The following is a 19,146-nucleotide window of genomic DNA, read 5'->3' as shown; positions in this document are numbered from 1 at the left end:
ATAATGAAAACCATTATACCACTATAAAAAGTATCAATTGTTATCACTGAAATTTTAAAAAAGGAGAAATGAACATGACCAAAATACCAGTTGCACTTCAAATGTATTCTCTTCGAAATGAAGGGGAAAGGGACTTCGTCGGAACGCTTGAAAAGGTAGCAAAGTTAGGTTTTGCTGGAGTAGAATTTGCAGGCTATGGCGGGATGGAAGCAACACAATTAAAAGAGGTATTGGATGATTTAGGACTTAAAGCTGCATCAAGCCATGTTCCGCTTGATGTATTAGAAAATCAGCTTTCAGACGTGATTCGTTACCAGCAAACAATAGAAAATTCTCACATAGTATGCCCATTTTTAATGCCAGACCAGCGTAATCAAGACGCTTATGCTCGGCTGATTCAAACGCTAAACCAAGTTGGGGAAGAATGCTACAAGGAGGGTATCACTTTCTCGTACCATAATCATGATTTTGAATTAGTAACACTTGCAAACGGGTTAAAACCTCTTGAATGGATTCTTAATGAAACAAATCCGGAGTGGGTTAAAGCAGAATTTGATGTGTATTGGCTGACAAAAGCAGGGGAAGAACCTACTGAATGGCTGAAACGTTATAAAGGAAGAACACCGCTTGTTCATCTAAAAGATATGACCAAAGATGAAGAACAATTTTTTGCTGAACTTGGAACTGGAGGAGTTGATATTGAAGCAATTTTAGCTCTTGGGGACGATTGTGATGTGGAATGGTGGATTGTCGAACAAGACGCCAGTAAGCGCTCGCCTCTTGAAAGTATTGAAATGAGCAGTCGTTATCTTAAACAAAAAGGGATTCTATAATATACGGTATAGCGAGGGGAAATCAGTATGGAAAAAATAAAAGTTGGTGTAATTGGCTGCGGTTCTATTGCTAAATATCGTCATTTACCAGAATATGCAGCCAATCCAAACGTTGAAATTGTAGCAGTTTGTGATGTTTTAGAAGAACGGGCAAAGGTTACAGCAGAAAAATATGGTGCTCAAGCTTTTACAGATTATAATCAATTATTAAACACTGTTGATACAGATGTCATCAGTGTTTGCCTCCCAAATTATTTGCATGCACCTGTTTCTATAGCAGCTTTACATGCAGGTAACCACGTCCTTTGTGAAAAACCCATGGCCACGTCACATGAAGAAGCTTTAGCGATGATTAAGGCTGCCAAAGAAAATAGCAAAATATTAATGATTGGCCATAATCAACGATTTGTTGCTTCTCATCAGAAAGTGAAGAAAATGCTTGAAAACGGAGAATTTGGGAAAGTTTATAGCTTTAGAACGACCTTTGGGCATGGCGGGCCGGAAGGTTGGAGCATTGACGGAAGGGAAAGCTGGTTTTTTGATAAAGAGAGGGCCTTTATTGGGGCACTAGGTGATCTAGGTGTTCATAAAGCAGATCTTATACGCTATCTTCTTGGGGAAGTGAAGGAAGTAGGGGCATTTGTGGAAACCAGTGCGAAGAAGGATACGGATGTGGATGACAATGCTGTATGTATATTGAAATTGGAGAATGGGACAATTGGTACATTAACTGCCAGTTGGTCATACGTTGCAGGAGGGGACAATTCGACAGTTATTTATACGGAAAATGCAGTAGTGCGTCTAGAAGATGACCCAACTCATTCTCTCATTATCCATTATAAAAATGGTGAAATCGCCCGATATCAGCTGGATAAAATTCAAACTAATGAAGAGGGCGGCCAGACAACATCGCATGTAATAGACCATTTCATTGATGCGATTCAGAATAATAAGACACCGCTTATTACTGGTGAAGAAGGCATGAAATCATTAGACGTTATTTTAGCAGCTCTTGAGTCCAATGAAAAAGGGAAGTTTGTAAAAATTTAAAGATAACCAGGAAAGGAACGATGCTGAAAACTAGCATCTTCCTTTTTTTATTAATGATTAGAATATCCACAACTTATAAGGTAAAACTATTGGTAAGTATTAAAAGATTAAAAGGAGTTTTAGGGTATGCTAATGAGCAATTCACAATTATCGGCGGCAGAAATGGGAAAGCTCTGGGCTTCCTATATGGGGAATTCAATGGGGAAATGTGTTCTAAGCTATTATCTAAAGCATGTGGATGATCAGGACATTAAAGCCATTTTGGAATTTGCTTTAAACTTAAGTACCACTTTTGCACAAAGAATTGAAGATATTTTTAATCAAGCCGAATTCCCAGTACCAATCGGATATACGGAAGATGATGTAAACTTAGAAGCACCTAGATTATTTCACGATCAGTTTTACCTTCATTACCTGGACTATTTAGGAAAAGCCGGCATGAGTATTTATAGTATAGCCATTCCATTAGTTACAAGAAAAGATATAAGGGATTTTTTTATCGATTGTCTTAGAGAAACAGTTATATTAATGTCAGGTGTGAATGAATTATTGAAAGCAAAAGGTGTAATCATGAATCCACCGCCTATCCCGACACCTAAGAAAGTCGAATATATTCAGAAACAGAGTTTTTTGAATGGTTATTTCGGGGATCTTAGAGCTCTTCATGGACTAGAAATAGCCCACCTTTATGGAAACCTTAATAATGATGTCACAAGTAAAGCTCTAATCATTGGTTTTGCTCAAGGTGCTCAGCTTGAAAAGGTTAGAAAGTATTTAGAACGAGGGAAGAAATTGAATCAAAAACATATTGAAATAATGACAAAGAAGCTTACTGATAATAACCTGCCTGCCCCATCACTTTTGGACCATTTGGTAACTACATCTACCATTACTCCATTTTCGGACAAGCTAAAAGTCGCTCATAAAATTGATATGTTTGCCATGAAAATAAGAGAATATGCGAACGGAGCTTCTTTAAATGGTAGGAGGGATCTGGGTGTAATGTATGCTAAATGTCAAATGGATGTTTCCTTATATGTGGAGGACGGAGCCAATATAATGATTGAGCATGAATGGTTTGAGCGCCCTCCAGAATCAGTGAATCGAAATCATTTGCATGGCAGTTAAATACTATTAAAATTGTTGCAGAAATGGTATCAAAAGGGGAATGTTTTCCCCTTTTGATCAATAGATAACCTCTTCAAGTGAAAGCCAAACTCTTTTATTTTTCTCATCCACTTTTATAGGGACTTGGTAAAAGTCTGAAAGTGTTTCCGAAGTTAGAACTTCTTCTTTTCTCCCTTCTTTAAAAACCTCTCCCTTATTTAGTAACAATACCTTTTTAAAGCATGGAAGAATTTCTTCCACATGATGAGTGACATAAATGATGGTAGGTGCGTCAGGGTGCTCCGTTATTTTTTCAATCATTTGTAATAAATGTTCACGAGCTAATAAATCAAGTCCAGTACATGGTTCGTCTAAAATAAGCAGTTTTGGATCTGCCATTAGCGCTCGTGCTATCAGAATCCGTTGCTTCTCTCCTTGAGAGAGAGTTTGATAGCTTTTATTTTTTAAATGCTCACAGCCGAGCATTGTTAATAATTCTGTTGCTTTTTCATCATCTTCAACATGAATCCGGTCATAAAGACCGATGCTAGCAAATTTGCCGCTTACGACAATGTCTCTAATATTTTCATTTTCATGCAATTGCTGCTGCAAAGAAGAGCTGACCCAGCCGATGGATTTGCGAAGCTCTCGAAGATTAACATGACCAAACTTGTTTCCTAATACGTGAATTTCTCCTTTGGTTGGCCAAATATACCCATTTATCATATTGAGCAGAGTTGTTTTTCCAGAACCATTAAGCCCTAATATACAACAATGCTCTTTCTCTTTGACCTGCCAAGAAATATTTTTAAGAATCCACTCGTTTCCTCTTTGCCATGAAACATTTCTAATATCGATGACCATCTGCGATTTCTCCTTAGATTAACTGATATTTCTGAAATATAAATCAATAATACCACTTTTGATTTTGTTGACAAGCTTTATACTTTTAAAAGAGTATAACTGTCCATCCTAGAAATACAAATTTATGAAATGTCCATTGGTGGTGCCTGACACCACTACTTGAAAGAATATTTCGAAAAACATATAATGAAAGGAAGAGGGACTTTAGAATTAGTAGATTAAAATACGTTGTGGAAGTGTTGGCATGGTAGATTATGACGGTAATAATGCTACGTTGGAAATGATTTATGATTTGTTAAAAAAAATTGGTACTGAACATAAATATATTTCGAAAGAAGATTATTCGGTAATAAAAAGTAAATGCAATGTTAGCAGTCAAGACCAGCTTATGGATCGCATTTTCTTTCAATTGGAAGAAATTCAGAATCAAATGGAGCGTCTAAACTGGTTAAATAGTCACTATCGAATCCTGCATAACTTTGCACAGATATGCAGTAAAACCTTAAGTGAAGAAATTCTTTTTAAGGAAGCATATCAAATGGTGTCACAGGTAATGCCGACTGATTCATTTTATATAGCTACTTATAATGAAGGTGATTCCCATATTCAAGTTCCATTTATGATAGACAAGGGAAAGGAGTACTCTCCTGTTACGATTGAACTTGGAGAAAATCATACTTCTCAGGCAATAATGACAAGGGAAATCATCCATCATAAAGAATCGAGAATGGAAGAGGAATATGATGTTTATTTAGGCGATGAGGAGGCCGGGTTGACTAACTCCTGCCTCTTTGTTCCCGTTTTAATTGATAATCAAGTAAAAGGTGTTATATCTGCTCAATGCTATGCTGAATTTGCCTATCGTAAAGAGCATGAAGAATTGCTGCAAATCATTGGAACACAAGTTTTCAGTTCGATTGACTCCGTTAGGTTATACGAACGTATTTATAAAATGTCGCTGCTCGATGATTTAACAGGTCTAAAAAATTATCGTGCTTTCCACGAAGATTTATTATCTTTAATAAGTGAAAGCAATCACACTATTCAACTTATCATGCTTGATTCCGATTCCTTAAAAAAAGTGAATGATCATTTTGGACATGATGTAGGCGACAAATATTTAAAAGTACTAGCAGATGGTATTAAAAGTATTTGTAATAAAACTATAGAAGGTTACCGTTACGCTGGTGATGAATTCATGATAATTGTAAAATCATCACAGGAAATTATGCCGTTGTTTGAGAAATTAAAGGAATATTATCTACTCCATCCCATTACAATTCGTGGAGAGCAAATATTCATATCCATAAGTACAGGTGTATCCGTTTATCCCAAACATGGTGTAACTGTTGATTCCTTAAAAAAATCGGTAGATACTGCCTTGTATAGTGCGAAAAAACAAGGCGGAAACCAAATTGTGTTTTCTGAATAAATGGTAAGTAATCGGCCTTTCTCTGAATACGAGGGAAGGGCTTTTTTTATACTTATTTAAAATTGTGAAAGAAGATTTTCTTTTACCAGAGATATAAAGACATAGAGAGGTAGAAATATTCATAAGGACATCTTCGGGAAGAAGGTCGTCCGAGATGTTTTTACAAATGGTTTAAAAAAGTCAATTAGGGAAAATCATATCAATTTCTTTTTACATTATGTTTTATTTTTTATCGGAAAATCATCTATAGAAGTATATTAATAAGGAATCCCCATAATATGATAAAAAGGAGGGGATTGTAAATGGCGGTCCATGTAGTGAAAGCTGGAGAAAATTTGTGGGGCATTGCTGAATTGTATGGTGTTTCTATGCAAACACTTATAAATGTGAATGGATTAACAACAACTTCTTTAGTACCTGGACTCGCTCTATATATTCCGGACAATTTATTGCCAATCCGCACCTATCGTATTAAGAAAGGAGATCAATTAAGACTTCTAAGTAAAACATTTAATACAGAGCTTTCCTACATACTTTCATTAAACCCCAACATTAATCCTAATCAGCTTTCAATCGGACAAATCATCCATATTCCGTCCCCTAATAAATTGGAAATAACTACACTCGGTTTTATTTTTCCTTCATCTATAACAACTATTACACCTATCCTTCAATCCCTTGCCGGACAGTTAACATATTTAGCGATTGTTGCCTATTCCTTTACTGAAAAAGGTCTTGCTTTTAATCAAATGGATGATACAGCCATTATCGAGCTATGTCATCAATTAAAGATAAGTCCATTATTAATGATTAGAAATTTTTTAAATGACCAATTTAGTGCGGATCTTGCGGGAGATGTGCTAGGAAATCCAACGTATCGACAAAATCTTGTGACAAGTATTGTGAATCTTACTAGAAATAAAGGCTTTAGCGGAGTCAGTATTGATATTGAGTTTATTCCGCCAGCACGCCGGAATGATTTTATTACCTTTCTGTCATCCTTAAAAAACGCACTAGGAAATCTCTTATTGCATGTGAATGTACATGCTAAAATAGCTGATTTACCAACTAATCGAATAGTAGGTGCCTATGATTATGCAAAAATAGGAAAAATAGCAGATTTTATGGCTGTCATGACCATTGATTATGGCTACCCAGGGGGTCCCCCTGATCCTATTTCCCCGATAGGGTGGGTAGAACAGGTTATTAAGTACGCAATATCACAAATGCATCCAGCAAAACTACAAATAGGGATGTCTTTATATGGTTATGATAAAACAGTTTCAAATAATCAAACGAGAGCATTATCTGTGCAAGCCTCGCAAAATCAAGCAATAACAACAGGAACAACTATACAATTTGATAATACTGCATACTCTCCATGGTATAGATATTGGAGGAATACAGCGGAACATATCGTATGGTTCGAAGATATTAGAAGTTATATAGCAAAGTATAGATTAATGGATCTTTACCAAATAGCAGGAACAACCTATTGGCAAGTTAGTCTCCCAGCCCCTCAAAATTGGGAATTTGTAAAGCGAAATATAAAAGTGATAAAAAGATAAGCGTAATTAAATACCCTTATGTAGTTATTCAAAATAAACTGCATAAGGGTATTAATTTTTGTATATGCCTTATAAATATGTCACAGAATTTTATAAATAATGATGCGAATATTTTTTAATCTTTATATGTTTCTATCTCTCTATAGTTTGATTAAAAAATTCCCTCCTCCACCTCTATTAGACAATCCAAGAATAAGACTTTATATGAATGGCCATATGTTTTTGAATAATGTGTATAAAAGGAAAGCATTATATTTGAAACGGTAATATAAAAATGTTTCAATATTTTTAACAAAAATAGATTGGAATTTTTGCCTAATGGTTATAAATAAGGATGATTCATTCTAAGCATGTAGAAAGGAATGGCAGGATGAAAAAATATACAATTACAATCATCTCCATCATTTCTATTTTCTCTGCTCTGCTATTTCTTTTCGGCTTTGGCTGGGTGCTAAAGGATCAATTAGCAGTGGGGCAGGGAAAACAAACGGTTAAAAGGCAGATGACCCCATCAGAAATGACAACTAAGTCAAAAAATAGGCTGCAAATTGCTGCTCTTGGGGATTCTTTAACAAGAGGAACGGGGGATCCTGAGGGAAAGGGGTATATTGGTTACCTAACAGACAGCTTAAAAAAGAAAACAAAAAAATCGATCCTGCTAACAAATAGTGCGATAAAAGGCCAAACATCTTCACAATTAATCACTCAACTAAAAGGACCGGAAATTAAGCGTCAGCTGCAGGCGGCTGATATTATTCTTTTAACCATTGGCGGGAATGATCTCTTTCAAGGTGGAAATGTAATCAATCATCTTGACCCCGCTTATATGAAAAAAGAAGAGAAACCGTATCTTGCAAATTTAAAACAAATATATACTGCCATTCGTTCTATCAATCCGGATGCGACCGTCTTCCATGTAGGCTTATACAATCCTTTTATCGATTTAGAAAAGTCTAAGCTTACATCATCCATTGTCCGCAAGTGGAATTATGATTCCGCGGGTCTTGCTGCAAATTATAAAAAGATTATTTATGTTCCAACCTTTGATCTATTTGAATTACATGTTAACGATTATTTATTCAGTGATAAGTTTCATCCGAATGCTGCCGGTTATAAATTAATCGGGGAACGTGTTGCTTCACTGATAAAGTTTAGCGAGGGGGGAACAAAATGAAGGAAGTTCCGGCACTCGAAGTAAAGGATTTACGGAAAACGATTCGAAAAAAGGAAATCATAAAGGGCTTATCGTTTACCTTATACCGTGGAGAAGTTTTCGGTTTTCTTGGACCAAATGGAGCCGGGAAAACAACAACAATCCGAATGCTTGTCGGATTAATTAAACCAACTTCAGGAACGATTTTAATATCAGGCAAAAATGTTCAAACAGATTTTAAAGAAGCGATGAAAAACCTCGGGTGTATTGTAGAGAACCCGGAACTTTACCCATATTTATCAGGTTGGGAAAATCTTGAATATTTTGCTCGGATGGATCCCTCCATTACACCGAATCGGCTTCATGAAGTGGCGGATTTGGTAGGATTAACCGATCGTATTCATGATCGGGTTGGAACTTATTCGCTAGGGATGAGGCAAAGGCTTGGGATAGCCCAAGCATTATTGGGAAATCCTCACCTGCTTATTTTAGATGAACCAACAAATGGACTAGACCCCGCGGGAATTAGGGAAATGAGGGAATTTATTCGCTTTCTTGCCAAAAATGAGGGATTAAGTGTGCTTGTATCTTCCCATTTATTAAGTGAAATTCAGCTCCTATGTGACAGAGTAGCCATTGTGTTAGATGGTGAAATTATTCGTACCGATACCGTTGAGTCGTTGCTTGCGGAACAGGAACGGGTAATATGGAAAGTGGAGCCATTCCAAGCAGCTAAAAAGCTTTTACAAGAGGAAACAGATGTGAAAGAAGGAGAAGATCATACCTTAATTACTCCTTTTATAGAGGAGAAAGTTGCAGATTGGAACAAAAAACTTGTGAGTGCTGGCATTAAAGTGAAAGAGATGCAGGCGAAGCTTCCGGCTCTTGAAGATCTATTCCTCGAATTAACGGGGGGAAAGCATCATGATTAATCTTGTTTATAATGAACAGTTAAAGATTTTTCGCAAAAAACGTTTATTTGTCATTATTTTAATCATCGCCATTCTCGTTCCAATTATTACGTATGCCCAATATAAACAGGACAAAACAGCAGAAAAGAAACTGGGAACGAGGGATTGGCGTGTTCAGCTCCAACAAGAAATTGTGGATATACAAAATCGCTTGAGTTCGAGCCAACTCCCGGAGGATTTTGCCCAATATTTAAAAATTAAACTGACACAGGAACAATATTATCTGAATCATAATATTAATCCGAATTCCCCAGGAGCACCAACATTCATGAGAATTTTTGCAGAAAATGCAATTGATCTTCTGCTGCCTTTATTAGTCATGGTCGTGGCTGCGGACCTTGTTTCCTCTGAGGCAAGCGGAGGAACGATTAAATTATTGCTGACTCGGCCGGTAAAACGATGGAAAGTATTATTAAGCAAATATCTCGCTTTGTTGCTTGCTATATCCTTTATTGTTTTATGTGTAGCAATCCTTTCCTATGCCATTTCCGGAATTGTGTTTGGATATAAAGGGTGGAATATGCCGATGCTGACGGGGTTTGTAACAAAGGGAGAAGATTTAGTCACAACCCATGTTCATCTGATAGCACAATGGGAATACATATTAATGGAATTCGGTCTTGTTTGGTTTGTTTGTGTGGTCGTGGGCACCCTTACTTTTATGCTGTCCGTTCTAGTTCGTTCAACAGCTGCGGTCATGGGCATTATGCTCGCTGCCTTAATTGCCGGTGCGATTCTGGTCAACATGGTTTCTTCGTGGCAAAGTGCAAAATATTTATTCATGGTAAATTTGCAGTTAACGGATTACGTGAATGGAACGAAACCGCCGATTGAGGGAATGACAATGGGATTTTCCATTACCGTTCTTCTTGTCTGGATGGTAGCAGCTTTAATTGTGTCATTCGTCGTGTTTAATCGAAGGGATGTATATTAAAAGAGGAAGGAGTATGTACTCTTTCCTCTTTCTTTATTAAGCAGAAACAATATGTTCTTTTATTTCTATAATCGGTTCCTCAAGTTTTGCATTTCTGAAGACAGATCTTATTTTTATTGGGAGAACTTTTACAATTTGTTCTCCTTCCTCCATTGAAATTGCTTTTCCCATTACTAAATCTAATTCAAAAATACAGCTAGGATCCTCGTCCTCTTTTTGAGGGGGATTTAAAAAGACACCGCCATTAACTGACCACGCAGATGTGTGCAGCAGCATGGAATGTATCATATTTTGTTCTTTTTCCGTAAATACTTCATTCGTCTTAACGTTAATATAAATGGATGTTATTATGTGATTCTCCACCTTTTCGTTTTAAATTGTCTTCACCATGAAAGAATCGAATTTTGTAAACATAATAATCAACCTCCTTTTGTACATAAATGATTCGACAAATTTTGTATAATTCCTTCCATTTTAGGGAAAATTATTTAATTTTATGTACCGCTGTTTTACTTAATTTACTTATGAGTGGTGAAGGAGTAAGCTGAAAAGGTGAATAAGCGAAGAAAAAATACCATTTTCGTTATGAAAACATTCATTGCAAAAGATAGGAGTTACAATCATGGAGATTACCATAACAGATGAAGCGGTAGTAAAAATAAAGGAAAAGACAGAAGGAAAGAAAGGCTATTTAAAATTGAAGTATAATACGGATGGATGCGGATGCGCTGTAAACGGTGTAATCGAATTATGGTTCGTTTCGGAAATAGAGGATGGTGATATTGCGATTGAAACCAATGAATGGTCCGTGTATATAGAAAAGGCAAAAACAGTATATTTTGACGAGAAAATGAAAATTCACTTTTCTAAAGATGTCAATAGTTTTCAATTAATAAGCCCGCAGCAAATATTAAATGGGTTCATGAACTTTGTAATAAGGTAACGAATTTCACTTTTGGAAGTTAAAAAAACAGGGTGGGCAATAGTAGTACCATTTCCTAATAATCTTTTTTATGGATAAAAATGAATAAACAAAATAATTAATATTTATTCCGAAAATATGCTATAATACTTTCGCTCGTCAAATAAATACAGTTATTTTTTTACCTGTATAGCTAAAAGAGGAGATAACTATGATTACGACAGAAGTAAAAGCACTTCTTAAAGATAAAATGGCGATTCTTTCGCAAGCCGATAAAACAGATATTTGTCTAGTTGGTCCCATTAAGTTGCCTGTTCAACTAGATGACCAGGTTGTCCATTTTAACTGGTATACTTGGTTAGTATTAGATGGCATTTCCTCTGATAAGGAAGCCATTTTAAATGCTTTGCCATCTTTGAATCTAGCATCCTTACAGCAATCCTCCGTTTTAGTATACGGGGATTTCGAACATGATGAACATGCTTTAATTAGAATGCATAGCATTTGCCATACAGGTGATATTTTTGGAAGCAAACGCTGTGATTGTGGATATCAATTACGTCAATCGATGAGAATGATTGTAGAAAATAAATCCGGAGCAATTTTCTATCTTGCTAACCATGAAGGAAGAGGGATTGGCTTATTTTCAAAATCGTTCGCCTATCTGCTTCAACAGGAAGGCTTAGATACAGTGGAAGCAAATCAAGCGTTGGGATTTGCCGATGATATACGCAGTTACGAAGATCCTATCAGGGTTTTACAACATTTACGCTCGAAGCCTGTTACGTTGATAACCAATAATCCGAAGAAACTAACTGCACTTAAGCAACATGGATTATCGGCAGAAGATCACGTTCCGCTATGGGGAGATGTATCTGATTTTAATAAACGGTATCTTGAAACGAAGGTAAATAAATCAGGACATATTCCAGCAAAAAAATTAAGCGGCACAAGTATTTAAAGTTTAAAGTGTTCCATCCGTATACTTAGGATTGGAGCACTTTTTTATATTTTATCGGAATTAGGATAATGAACTGAGAGCAGGTAATTCCGTCTGTATGGGGTATTACTTTGAAAAATAGTAGAATGCCGTGAAATTGGATAGGAACGGCCCGAATATAGATAAGTGCACGAAATGTCCGCACAAAAATAATGATCACTTTATCCGTAAAAATATCCCCTTAGAAAAAAATATAAAAAAACACTTGAAAAACATATAGAAGGCATGTATAATAAAAAAGTCGACAAGAGGTTGTCGAAAAATAATTGAAACCTTTTGCGGGTGTAGTTTAGTGGTAAAACTACAGCCTTCCAAGCTGTTGTCGTGGGTTCGATTCCCATCACCCGCTCCATACATAACATTAGAACCAACGCAGTATTTCGTTTTCCAGAAGAACGGGATATTGCGTTTTTATATTTTAAACTTAAGTGTAAGAAAATGAAATCTAGAATCGAGGTGATGATAATGGACTTTACAAAGTTTAAAAAGGAACTTATTCAATATAGTAAATCGATTGGAATCGACAAAATTGGCTTTACAACTGCAGATCCTTTTACTGAAATGAAAAACAGGCTGATTAAACAACAGGAGCTGCAATACCAATCAGGATTTGAGGAGAAGGACATTGAAAAAAGAACGAATCCTTCCCTGATTTTCGATAAACCTCAATCCATCATTTCGATTGCGCTCGCTTACCCTTCAAAAATGAAGGATGCACCTAAAGGAAAAGCGGGAGAAAGACGGGGAATTTTTGCAAAAGCTTCCTGGGGAGAAGACTATCACCACATTTTAAGAAGGAAACTTACTGAACTAGAAGCTTTCATCATGGATTATTATCCTGAAGCAAGATGCAAATCCATGGTGGATACTGGGGAACTAGTAGACCGAGCCGTTGCCCAGCGAGCCGGTATTGGTTGGAGCGGGAAAAACTGTTCCATTATCACACCGGAATTTGGATCTTATGTATATTTAGGTGAAATGATTACCAATATTCCTTTTGAACCGGACGCACCAATGGAAGATCAGTGCGGAACCTGCACGAAATGCCTAGATGCATGTCCAACAGGAGCTTTAGTACAAGGCGGACAATTGAATGCTCAGCGCTGTATTGCTTTTTTAACACAGACAAAGGGTTTTCTTGCAGAAGAATTTCGCGTAAAACTAGGAAATCGTTTATATGGCTGTGATACATGTCAAAGTGTATGCCCGAAAAACAAGGGGATAGATTTTCATTTCCATGAAGAAATGGAGCCTGATCCGAATCTAGCAAAGCCGGAATTAACCCCACTTCTATCTATCAGTAACCGCGAATTCAATGAAAGCTTTGGAAAAATGTCCGGATCCTGGAGAGGTAAAAAGCCAATTCAGCGAAATGCATTAGTAGCACTTGCTCATTTTAAAGAAACGTCTGCTGTACCAGAAATTATTACAGTATTAAAAAATGACCCTAGACCGGTATTGCGCGGAACAGCTGCATGGGCTTTAGGAAAAATCGGCGGAGAAGAGGCGAAGAATGCACTTCTCACAGCGAAAGAAAAAGAATCAGATGAAGAGGTATTAAAAGAAGTAGAGAAAGGCCTATCGAAATTGGGATAGGCCTTTTTTTAATGATTAGATTTCAAATGGTCTTTAGAAAGCATCAAAAGACCAACAAGAGGAAGAATCCGAGCGCCAATGGCCTTTATAAGTGTTCCAAAGACCAACACGAGGAAAAATCCGAGCCCAAATAGCCTTTAGAAGGTTGGTCGCTTATAAAAGTTTGTTTTGTTTTCCCTTATACTTTCATATGTTTGTATTGAGGCTGTTTTCGAATAGATTGTTAAAATCCAAAAGCCGATATTAACCTGTTGCTTTACGTCATTTGTTTTATAAATCCTAAGTAAACTGGTTTTCGGGGCCTCTTTTCATAAACTAAGGTGGGCAACCAAGTTTAAGAAAAGAGGCCTAGAAGGAGGGAGTTTTCATGAAATCTCAGCTTCAAAAACAATTAGAATCACGTTTAGAGCAATTAGTGAATAAACTTGGCGACGATGAAAAAATAAATAGAAAAAAAGACCTGATGGCAAAGCGCAATGCAGAAATTGTAAAAGTGCAGGCAAGAGCAAAGGTTAAGAATAAAATAGAAGAAGATAATCAAACATTCCTTCATTACCAGATACACTTAAAATATTTAATCAAACAGAAAGAGAAAATGTATATTGAGGAAGAAATCGAAAATCGCAAAGCAACCTTTTATCAAGAACAATTATACAATGATCAAGAAATCGTCCCCGAATTTCATGTTCCAAATGACCAACCGCCATCTTTAATAAATGATGCAAATGACGATCGAAAAAGTTACAACTATGACCGTTTAAAAGCAGTTCAGTATGCGGAAAGATGGTGGAATAGCTACAATCCGAAATATCGAAAATTTACCGATGATTGCACTAATTTTATCTCTCAATGCTTGCATGAAGGCGGAGCACCGATGAGAGGCTACCCTAATAGGGGGCAGGGCTGGTGGATGCAAAATAATAATTACAGTTATAGCTGGGCAACTGCTCACTCTTTAATGCAGTATTTAAGTACTTCAAAAACTGGTTTACGTGCAAAACAGGTTAGCTCCCCGCAAGAATTAAATTTAGGCGACGTCATTTGCCTTGATTTTCAAGGAGATGGCCGTTTTGATCATAATACCATCGTAACGGGGAAGGATGCTTATGGAATGCCGCTTGTTAACGCCCACACGTATAACAGCCGTAATCGGTATTGGGCATATGAAGATTCTTCCGCTTATACCCCAAATATTAAATATAAATTTTTTACGATTGTGGATAACTAATGGTGAATAGAGAGCATGAAAAGTACAAAAGTAAATATGCTATAATGGGAAAGGGAAATAAAGCTGTTTTCGTATAGATTGTTAAAATCCAAAAGCCGATTTTAACTTGTTGCATTTCGTATATATTTAAAATCCTAAGTTTGACCCAGTTTCAGGGCATCTTTACTTTAAAAGATATTCATTTTTACCTTAAATTGGGTGGATTCTACGAAAGCAACAAAGTTTTAGAAAAGAGCCTTAAATAAAGATAGAGGTGACCATTCTTGGCAATTCATGTCGTATTATATCAACCAGAAATTCCAGCAAACACCGGCAATATTGCACGCACATGTGCTGCAACCGATACAAAGCTGCATTTAATCCGCCCGCTTGGATTTTCAACCGATGATAAAATGTTAAAAAGAGCAGGGCTAGATTATTGGCATGCGGTAAATATAACTTATTATGACTCTTTAGATGAATTTTTCTCCAAAAACCAAAATGGTGAATTTTATTATATCGAAACATACGGAGAAAAACCTCATTCATCCTTTGATTTTAGCGATGTGGATAAAGAGCATTACTTTATGTTTGGAAAAGAAACGACAGGACTTCCGAAAGATTTAATGGAAAAAAATAAAGATCATTTTTTAAGAATACCAATGAATGATAATGTCCGCTCCCTGAACCTTTCCAATACAGCAGCGATTCTAGTATACGAAGCATTAAGACAACAAGGCTATCCGAACTTAAAATAAAAAAAATCTTCCGACGGGAAGATTTTTTTTATTCGGGAAATTATTTATTCACACCTGGCTTATCTTCATATCCTGCAGTAAAGATGGCAGCTAGAAATGCAACGCAGCCAAGCAAAATGATTAGTGTTTTCATGAATATGTACGCCTCCTTTGCCCCATGTACATGTACTTTCTGTTATTATAGCCCAATTTAAATAAAATGTGAATGCTCTTTCATTTCAATTCTAACAATTGTTTGACAATCTTTCCTGTAACGTTATCACTATATTTCCATAATATATATATCATTATTCTTGTCTGATTCATTCATGTTCACTTCGCTAAAAGCATAAAGTATATAAATCGTCTCTTAACAAGTGACAAGGGGAGGTCTATATGGATATTTTAAAACGACTTTCACATTACCGTGAAGAGGAAGAGAAGTTATATTGGGAAGGGACATTTGCTGATTATTTGGAGTTGTTGAAGGAAAGACCATGGATTGCTCAGTCGGCTCATTCCCGTGTTTACAATATGATAAATGATGCTGGGGTTGGAGAAGTAAATGGAAAGAAAAAATATGAGTTTTTCAGCCGTCAATTATTCGGTTTAGAGGAAGCATTAGAAAAACTAGTTGAAGAATATTTTCATCCCGCAGCAAGACGTTTAGATGTGCGAAAGCGGGTTTTGCTATTAATGGGGCCGGTCAGCGGTGGTAAATCCACATTAGTAACGATGTTGAAAAGAGGTCTTGAAGCCTATTCGCGTACAGATAAAGGGGCAGTATATGCCATTAAAGGCTGCCCAATGCATGAGGATCCACTGCATTTAATTCCAAGTCATTTAAGACAGGACTTCTATGAAGAATACGGAATTAGGGTAGAAGGAAATCTATCTCCGCTTAATTTGATGAGGCTTGAACAGGAATATGGTGGACGAATCGAAGATGTTATGATTCAACGTATCTTCTTCTCCGAGGATCGCCGTGTTGGAATTGGAACATTCAGCCCATCAGATCCTAAATCTCAAGATATTGCGGATTTAACAGGAAGTATAGATTTTTCCACTATTGCAGAATATGGTTCCGAATCTGATCCGCGCGCCTACCGCTTTGATGGGGAATTAAATAAAGCAAACCGCGGTTTAATGGAATTTCAAGAGATGCTAAAATGTGATGAGAAGTTTTTATGGCATCTATTATCCTTAACACAAGAGGGCAATTTTAAAGCGGGAAGATTTGCTTTAATCAGTGCAGACGAATTAATCGTTGCCCACACAAATGAAACGGAATATCGCTCCTTTATCGCCAATAAGAAAAATGAAGCTTTACATTCTCGGATAATCGTTATGCCTGTTCCGTATAATTTAAAAGTTTCCCAAGAAGAAAAAATTTACGAAAAGATGATTAATGAAAGTGATGTGGCAGATGTTCATATTGCTCCACATACGTTAAAAGTGGCTGCGATGTTTACAATCCTAACTCGTTTAAAAGAGCCAAAGCGCGGCGACATTGATCTTTTAAAGAAAATGAGATTATATGATGGTGAAAATGTCGAAGGATTTAACTCAGCAGATGTAGAGGAGCTGAAAAAAGAATATCCGGAAGAAGGAATGAGCGGCATTGATCCGCGTTATGTCATTAACAGGATTTCCTCCACGATTATTCGCAAGGAAATACAATCCATCAATGCGCTTGATGTTCTCCGCTCTTTAAAAGAAGGTTTGGATCAGCATCCATCTATTACCTCTGAATTGAAGGAGAAATATTTAAACTATATCTCACTAGCGCGCAAGGAATATGATGAATTAGCGAAGAAGGAAGTGCAAAAAGCCTTTGTGTACTCTTATGAAGAATCGGCCAAAACACTTATGGATAATTATTTAGACAATGTCGAGGCATATTGCAATAAAGTAAAACTTCGTGATCCATTAACAGGAGAAGAAATTAATCCGGATGAAAAATTAATGAGATCCATTGAAGAGCAAATTGGCATCTCCGAAAATGCGAAAAAAGCATTCAGGGAAGAAATATTAATCAGAATTTCTGCCTATGCAAGAAAAGGAAAACGGTTTGACTATAATTCACATGACCGTCTTCGTGAAGCAATCCAGAAGAAGCTATTTGCTGACTTAAAAGACGTTGTAAAAATTACTACATCCACCAAAACACCGGATGAAACTCAGTTGAAGAAAATTAATGAAGTAGTAGCCCGTCTCATTGATGAACATGGCTATAATTCTACTTCTGCTAATGATCTGCTTCGTTATGTGGGAAGTTTGTTAAATAGATAATTAGAAAAGCGAAAAGCGCCTTGTTCATTCACTAGTCGATAGGGGCCGGAGCTAGACAGCATAAAAAAGGTAGGAGTTATTCCTACCTTTATCTTTTCTTTAAAAAATAAGCTTGTCCAACATTAGGCACGAGTACATTTCTCGCAATTATTTGTAAATAAATATAAATTTCTGCATAGGATAGAGTATCAATATTTATCTTTTTGGTGATTTTGGTAACCAGAATATTGTATGTCAAAAACGATTCGTTTGTGACACTTTTTTTGAAAAAATTTTATAGGAGGGGAGTATTTCAAATGTCTGAATCAGAACATCAACAATTTGTGATTTCAAGTGAAGATTGGTCCCTCCATCGAAAAGGGCATGATGATCAAAAACGTCATCAGGAAAAGGTCCAGGAAGCAATTCGCAATAATTTGCCTGATCTCATAACAGAAGAAAGCATCATCATGTCAGATGGCCGTGATGTGGTCAAGATTCCAATTCGTTCATTAGATGAATATAAAATACGTTATAACTATGACAAAAACAAACATGTCGGCCAGGGGGACGGCGACAGCAAAGTGGGAGATGTAGTAGCCCGTGATGGTAATCCGCAAAAAGGGCCAGGAAAAGGCCAAGGTGCCGGGGATCAGCCAGGAGAGGATTACTATGAGGCAGAAGTATCCCTAATGGAATTAGAGGAGGCTTTATTTAAACAGCTGGAGCTTCCGAATCTGCAAAGAAAAGAACAAGATTTTAACACCGTTGAAGATATCGAATTTAATGATATTCGAAAGACAGGTCTGATGGGAAATATTGACAAGAAAAGAACAATGATGTCCGCTTTTAAACGGAACGCCATCAACGGGAAACCGAGCTTTCACCCAATTGTTCCGGAGGACTTAAAGTTCCGGACGTGGAATGAAATTGAAAAGCCAGAATCCAAAGCTGTGGTTCTTGCCATGATGGATACAAGCGGAAGTATGGGAGTCTGGGAAAAATATATCGCAAGAAGCTTTTTCTTCTGGATGACACGTTTCTTAAGAACAAAATACCAATCCGTTGACATTGAATTTATTGCCCATCATACAGAAGCTAAAGTTGTATCAGAGGAAGACTTCTTCTCAAAAGGAGAAAGCGGCGGAACGATTTGTTCATCTGCCTACCGAAAAGCACTTGGATTAATTGAAGAAAAATATGATCCAGCCAGATTCAATATTTACCCATTCCACTTTTCAGACGGTGATAACCTAACTTCCGATAACGCACGATGTGTCAAGCTGGTGGAAGAATTAATGAAGGTTTCAAATATGTTTGGATATGGTGAGGTCAATCAATACAACCGGCATTCCACTCTCATGTCAGCCTATAAAAACGTGAAAGATGAAAAATTTCGTTATTATATTTTAAAGCAAAAATCCGATGTCTTTTTTGCGATGAGAAGCTTTTTTCAGAAGGAAGAGGAAAAAGCATATAGTTAGTTGGGCGGGTTAAATTA

General features: G+C 36.7%; 17 protein-coding genes and 1 tRNA gene. 16 read left to right on the top strand and 2 right to left on the bottom strand.

Translation table 11 applies throughout. From position 1 onward, the window contains the following. Positions 1 to 74 precede the first annotated feature (74 nt). From NSQ59_RS20025 to NSQ59_RS20015, 3 genes are all read left to right on the top strand, one after another. Positions 75 to 833 carry a sugar phosphate isomerase/epimerase family protein gene (locus tag NSQ59_RS20025; protein ID WP_055741026.1) on the top strand — a complete coding sequence of 253 codons (759 nt, stop codon included), beginning with the start codon at positions 75 to 77 and terminating at the stop codon, positions 831 to 833. A 27-nt stretch (positions 834 to 860) separates the two neighbouring features. After that, a complete protein-coding gene (locus NSQ59_RS20020) occupies positions 861 to 1,883 on the top strand; it encodes a Gfo/Idh/MocA family protein (protein ID WP_340832478.1) in 1,023 nt (340 codons plus the stop codon). Between the two features lie 126 nt (positions 1,884 to 2,009). Next, positions 2,010 to 3,011 (top strand): DUF3231 family protein, encoded by a 1,002-nt coding sequence (locus NSQ59_RS20015; protein ID WP_055741024.1) that lies wholly within the window; start codon positions 2,010 to 2,012, stop codon positions 3,009 to 3,011. Positions 3,012 to 3,068: 57 nt separating this feature from the next. Here NSQ59_RS20015 and NSQ59_RS20010 read toward each other — a convergent pair whose 3' ends face one another. After that, the gene (locus NSQ59_RS20010) at positions 3,069 to 3,854 is read right to left on the bottom strand and encodes an ABC transporter ATP-binding protein (RefSeq protein WP_055741023.1); all 786 of its coding nucleotides are present in this window, start codon (positions 3,852 to 3,854) and stop codon (positions 3,069 to 3,071) included. 244 nt (positions 3,855 to 4,098) lie between these two features. Between NSQ59_RS20010 and NSQ59_RS20005 the strand changes: the two genes are divergently transcribed. The 5 genes from NSQ59_RS20005 (at position 4,099) to NSQ59_RS19985 (ending at position 9,912) form a co-directional block, all read left to right on the top strand. Beyond that, on the top strand, positions 4,099 to 5,286 hold the full coding sequence (locus tag NSQ59_RS20005) for a sensor domain-containing diguanylate cyclase (RefSeq protein ID WP_055741022.1): 1,188 nt from the start codon (positions 4,099 to 4,101) through the stop codon (positions 5,284 to 5,286). 302 nt (positions 5,287 to 5,588) lie between these two features. Then, positions 5,589 to 6,854 (top strand): glycosyl hydrolase family 18 protein, encoded by a 1,266-nt coding sequence (locus NSQ59_RS20000; protein ID WP_340832477.1) that lies wholly within the window; start codon positions 5,589 to 5,591, stop codon positions 6,852 to 6,854. 370 nt (positions 6,855 to 7,224) lie between these two features. Continuing rightward, on the top strand, positions 7,225 to 8,028 hold the full coding sequence (locus NSQ59_RS19995; RefSeq protein ID WP_055741020.1) for an SGNH/GDSL hydrolase family protein: 804 nt from the start codon (positions 7,225 to 7,227) through the stop codon (positions 8,026 to 8,028). Beyond that, a complete protein-coding gene (locus tag NSQ59_RS19990; RefSeq protein WP_055741019.1) occupies positions 8,025 to 8,939 on the top strand; it encodes an ABC transporter ATP-binding protein in 915 nt (304 codons plus the stop codon). Before NSQ59_RS19995 ends, NSQ59_RS19990 begins: the two co-directional genes overlap by 4 nt. Further along, positions 8,932 to 9,912: an ABC transporter permease gene (locus NSQ59_RS19985; RefSeq protein ID WP_055741018.1), complete on the top strand. Its 981-nt coding sequence runs from the start codon at positions 8,932 to 8,934 to the stop codon at positions 9,910 to 9,912. Before NSQ59_RS19990 ends, NSQ59_RS19985 begins: the two co-directional genes overlap by 8 nt. Before the next feature lie 36 nt (positions 9,913 to 9,948). Here the strand turns inward: NSQ59_RS19985 and NSQ59_RS19980 are convergent, their stop codons facing one another. After that, positions 9,949 to 10,275, bottom strand: a complete 327-nt coding sequence (locus NSQ59_RS19980) for a hypothetical protein (RefSeq protein ID WP_055741017.1) — start codon at positions 10,273 to 10,275, stop codon at positions 9,949 to 9,951. Between the two features lie 259 nt (positions 10,276 to 10,534). Here NSQ59_RS19980 and NSQ59_RS19975 point away from each other — a divergent pair, with 259 nt between their 5' ends. The 8 genes from NSQ59_RS19975 to yhbH all read left to right on the top strand — a co-directional run bounded on the left by NSQ59_RS19975 (position 10,535) and on the right by yhbH (position 19,129). After that, positions 10,535 to 10,855 (top strand): iron-sulfur cluster biosynthesis family protein, encoded by a 321-nt coding sequence (locus NSQ59_RS19975; RefSeq protein ID WP_055741016.1) that lies wholly within the window; start codon positions 10,535 to 10,537, stop codon positions 10,853 to 10,855. A 190-nt stretch (positions 10,856 to 11,045) separates the two neighbouring features. Further along, positions 11,046 to 11,795 (top strand): GTP cyclohydrolase II, encoded by a 750-nt coding sequence (locus tag NSQ59_RS19970; RefSeq protein ID WP_055741015.1) that lies wholly within the window; start codon positions 11,046 to 11,048, stop codon positions 11,793 to 11,795. A 317-nt stretch (positions 11,796 to 12,112) separates the two neighbouring features. Further along, positions 12,113 to 12,186 (top strand) — tRNA-Gly (locus tag NSQ59_RS19965). 113 nt (positions 12,187 to 12,299) lie between these two features. After that, the gene (queG, locus tag NSQ59_RS19960; protein ID WP_340832475.1) at positions 12,300 to 13,430 is read left to right on the top strand and encodes a tRNA epoxyqueuosine(34) reductase QueG; all 1,131 of its coding nucleotides are present in this window, start codon (positions 12,300 to 12,302) and stop codon (positions 13,428 to 13,430) included. A gap of 367 nt (positions 13,431 to 13,797) precedes the next feature. Continuing rightward, a complete protein-coding gene (locus NSQ59_RS19955) occupies positions 13,798 to 14,658 on the top strand; it encodes an amidase domain-containing protein (protein WP_340832474.1) in 861 nt (286 codons plus the stop codon). A gap of 263 nt (positions 14,659 to 14,921) precedes the next feature. Beyond that, positions 14,922 to 15,395 carry a tRNA (uridine(34)/cytosine(34)/5-carboxymethylaminomethyluridine(34)-2'-O)-methyltransferase TrmL gene (gene trmL / locus NSQ59_RS19950; RefSeq protein WP_055741013.1) on the top strand — a complete coding sequence of 158 codons (474 nt, stop codon included), beginning with the start codon at positions 14,922 to 14,924 and terminating at the stop codon, positions 15,393 to 15,395. A gap of 375 nt (positions 15,396 to 15,770) precedes the next feature. Continuing rightward, positions 15,771 to 17,666 (top strand): PrkA family serine protein kinase, encoded by a 1,896-nt coding sequence (locus tag NSQ59_RS19945; RefSeq protein WP_055741012.1) that lies wholly within the window; start codon positions 15,771 to 15,773, stop codon positions 17,664 to 17,666. A 296-nt stretch (positions 17,667 to 17,962) separates the two neighbouring features. Then, positions 17,963 to 19,129, top strand: a complete 1,167-nt coding sequence (gene yhbH, locus NSQ59_RS19940; RefSeq protein ID WP_055741011.1) for a sporulation protein YhbH — start codon at positions 17,963 to 17,965, stop codon at positions 19,127 to 19,129. Positions 19,130 to 19,146 lie beyond the last annotated feature (17 nt).

The sequence above is a fragment of the Margalitia sp. FSL K6-0131 genome (genome assembly GCF_038008735.1).
In the GTDB taxonomy this organism is placed as follows: Bacteria; Bacillota; Bacilli; order Bacillales; family Bacillaceae_C; genus Margalitia; species Margalitia shackletonii.
The sequence above is the reverse complement of the archived record's forward strand: the minus strand, read 5'-3'. Positions and strand labels throughout refer to the sequence as shown.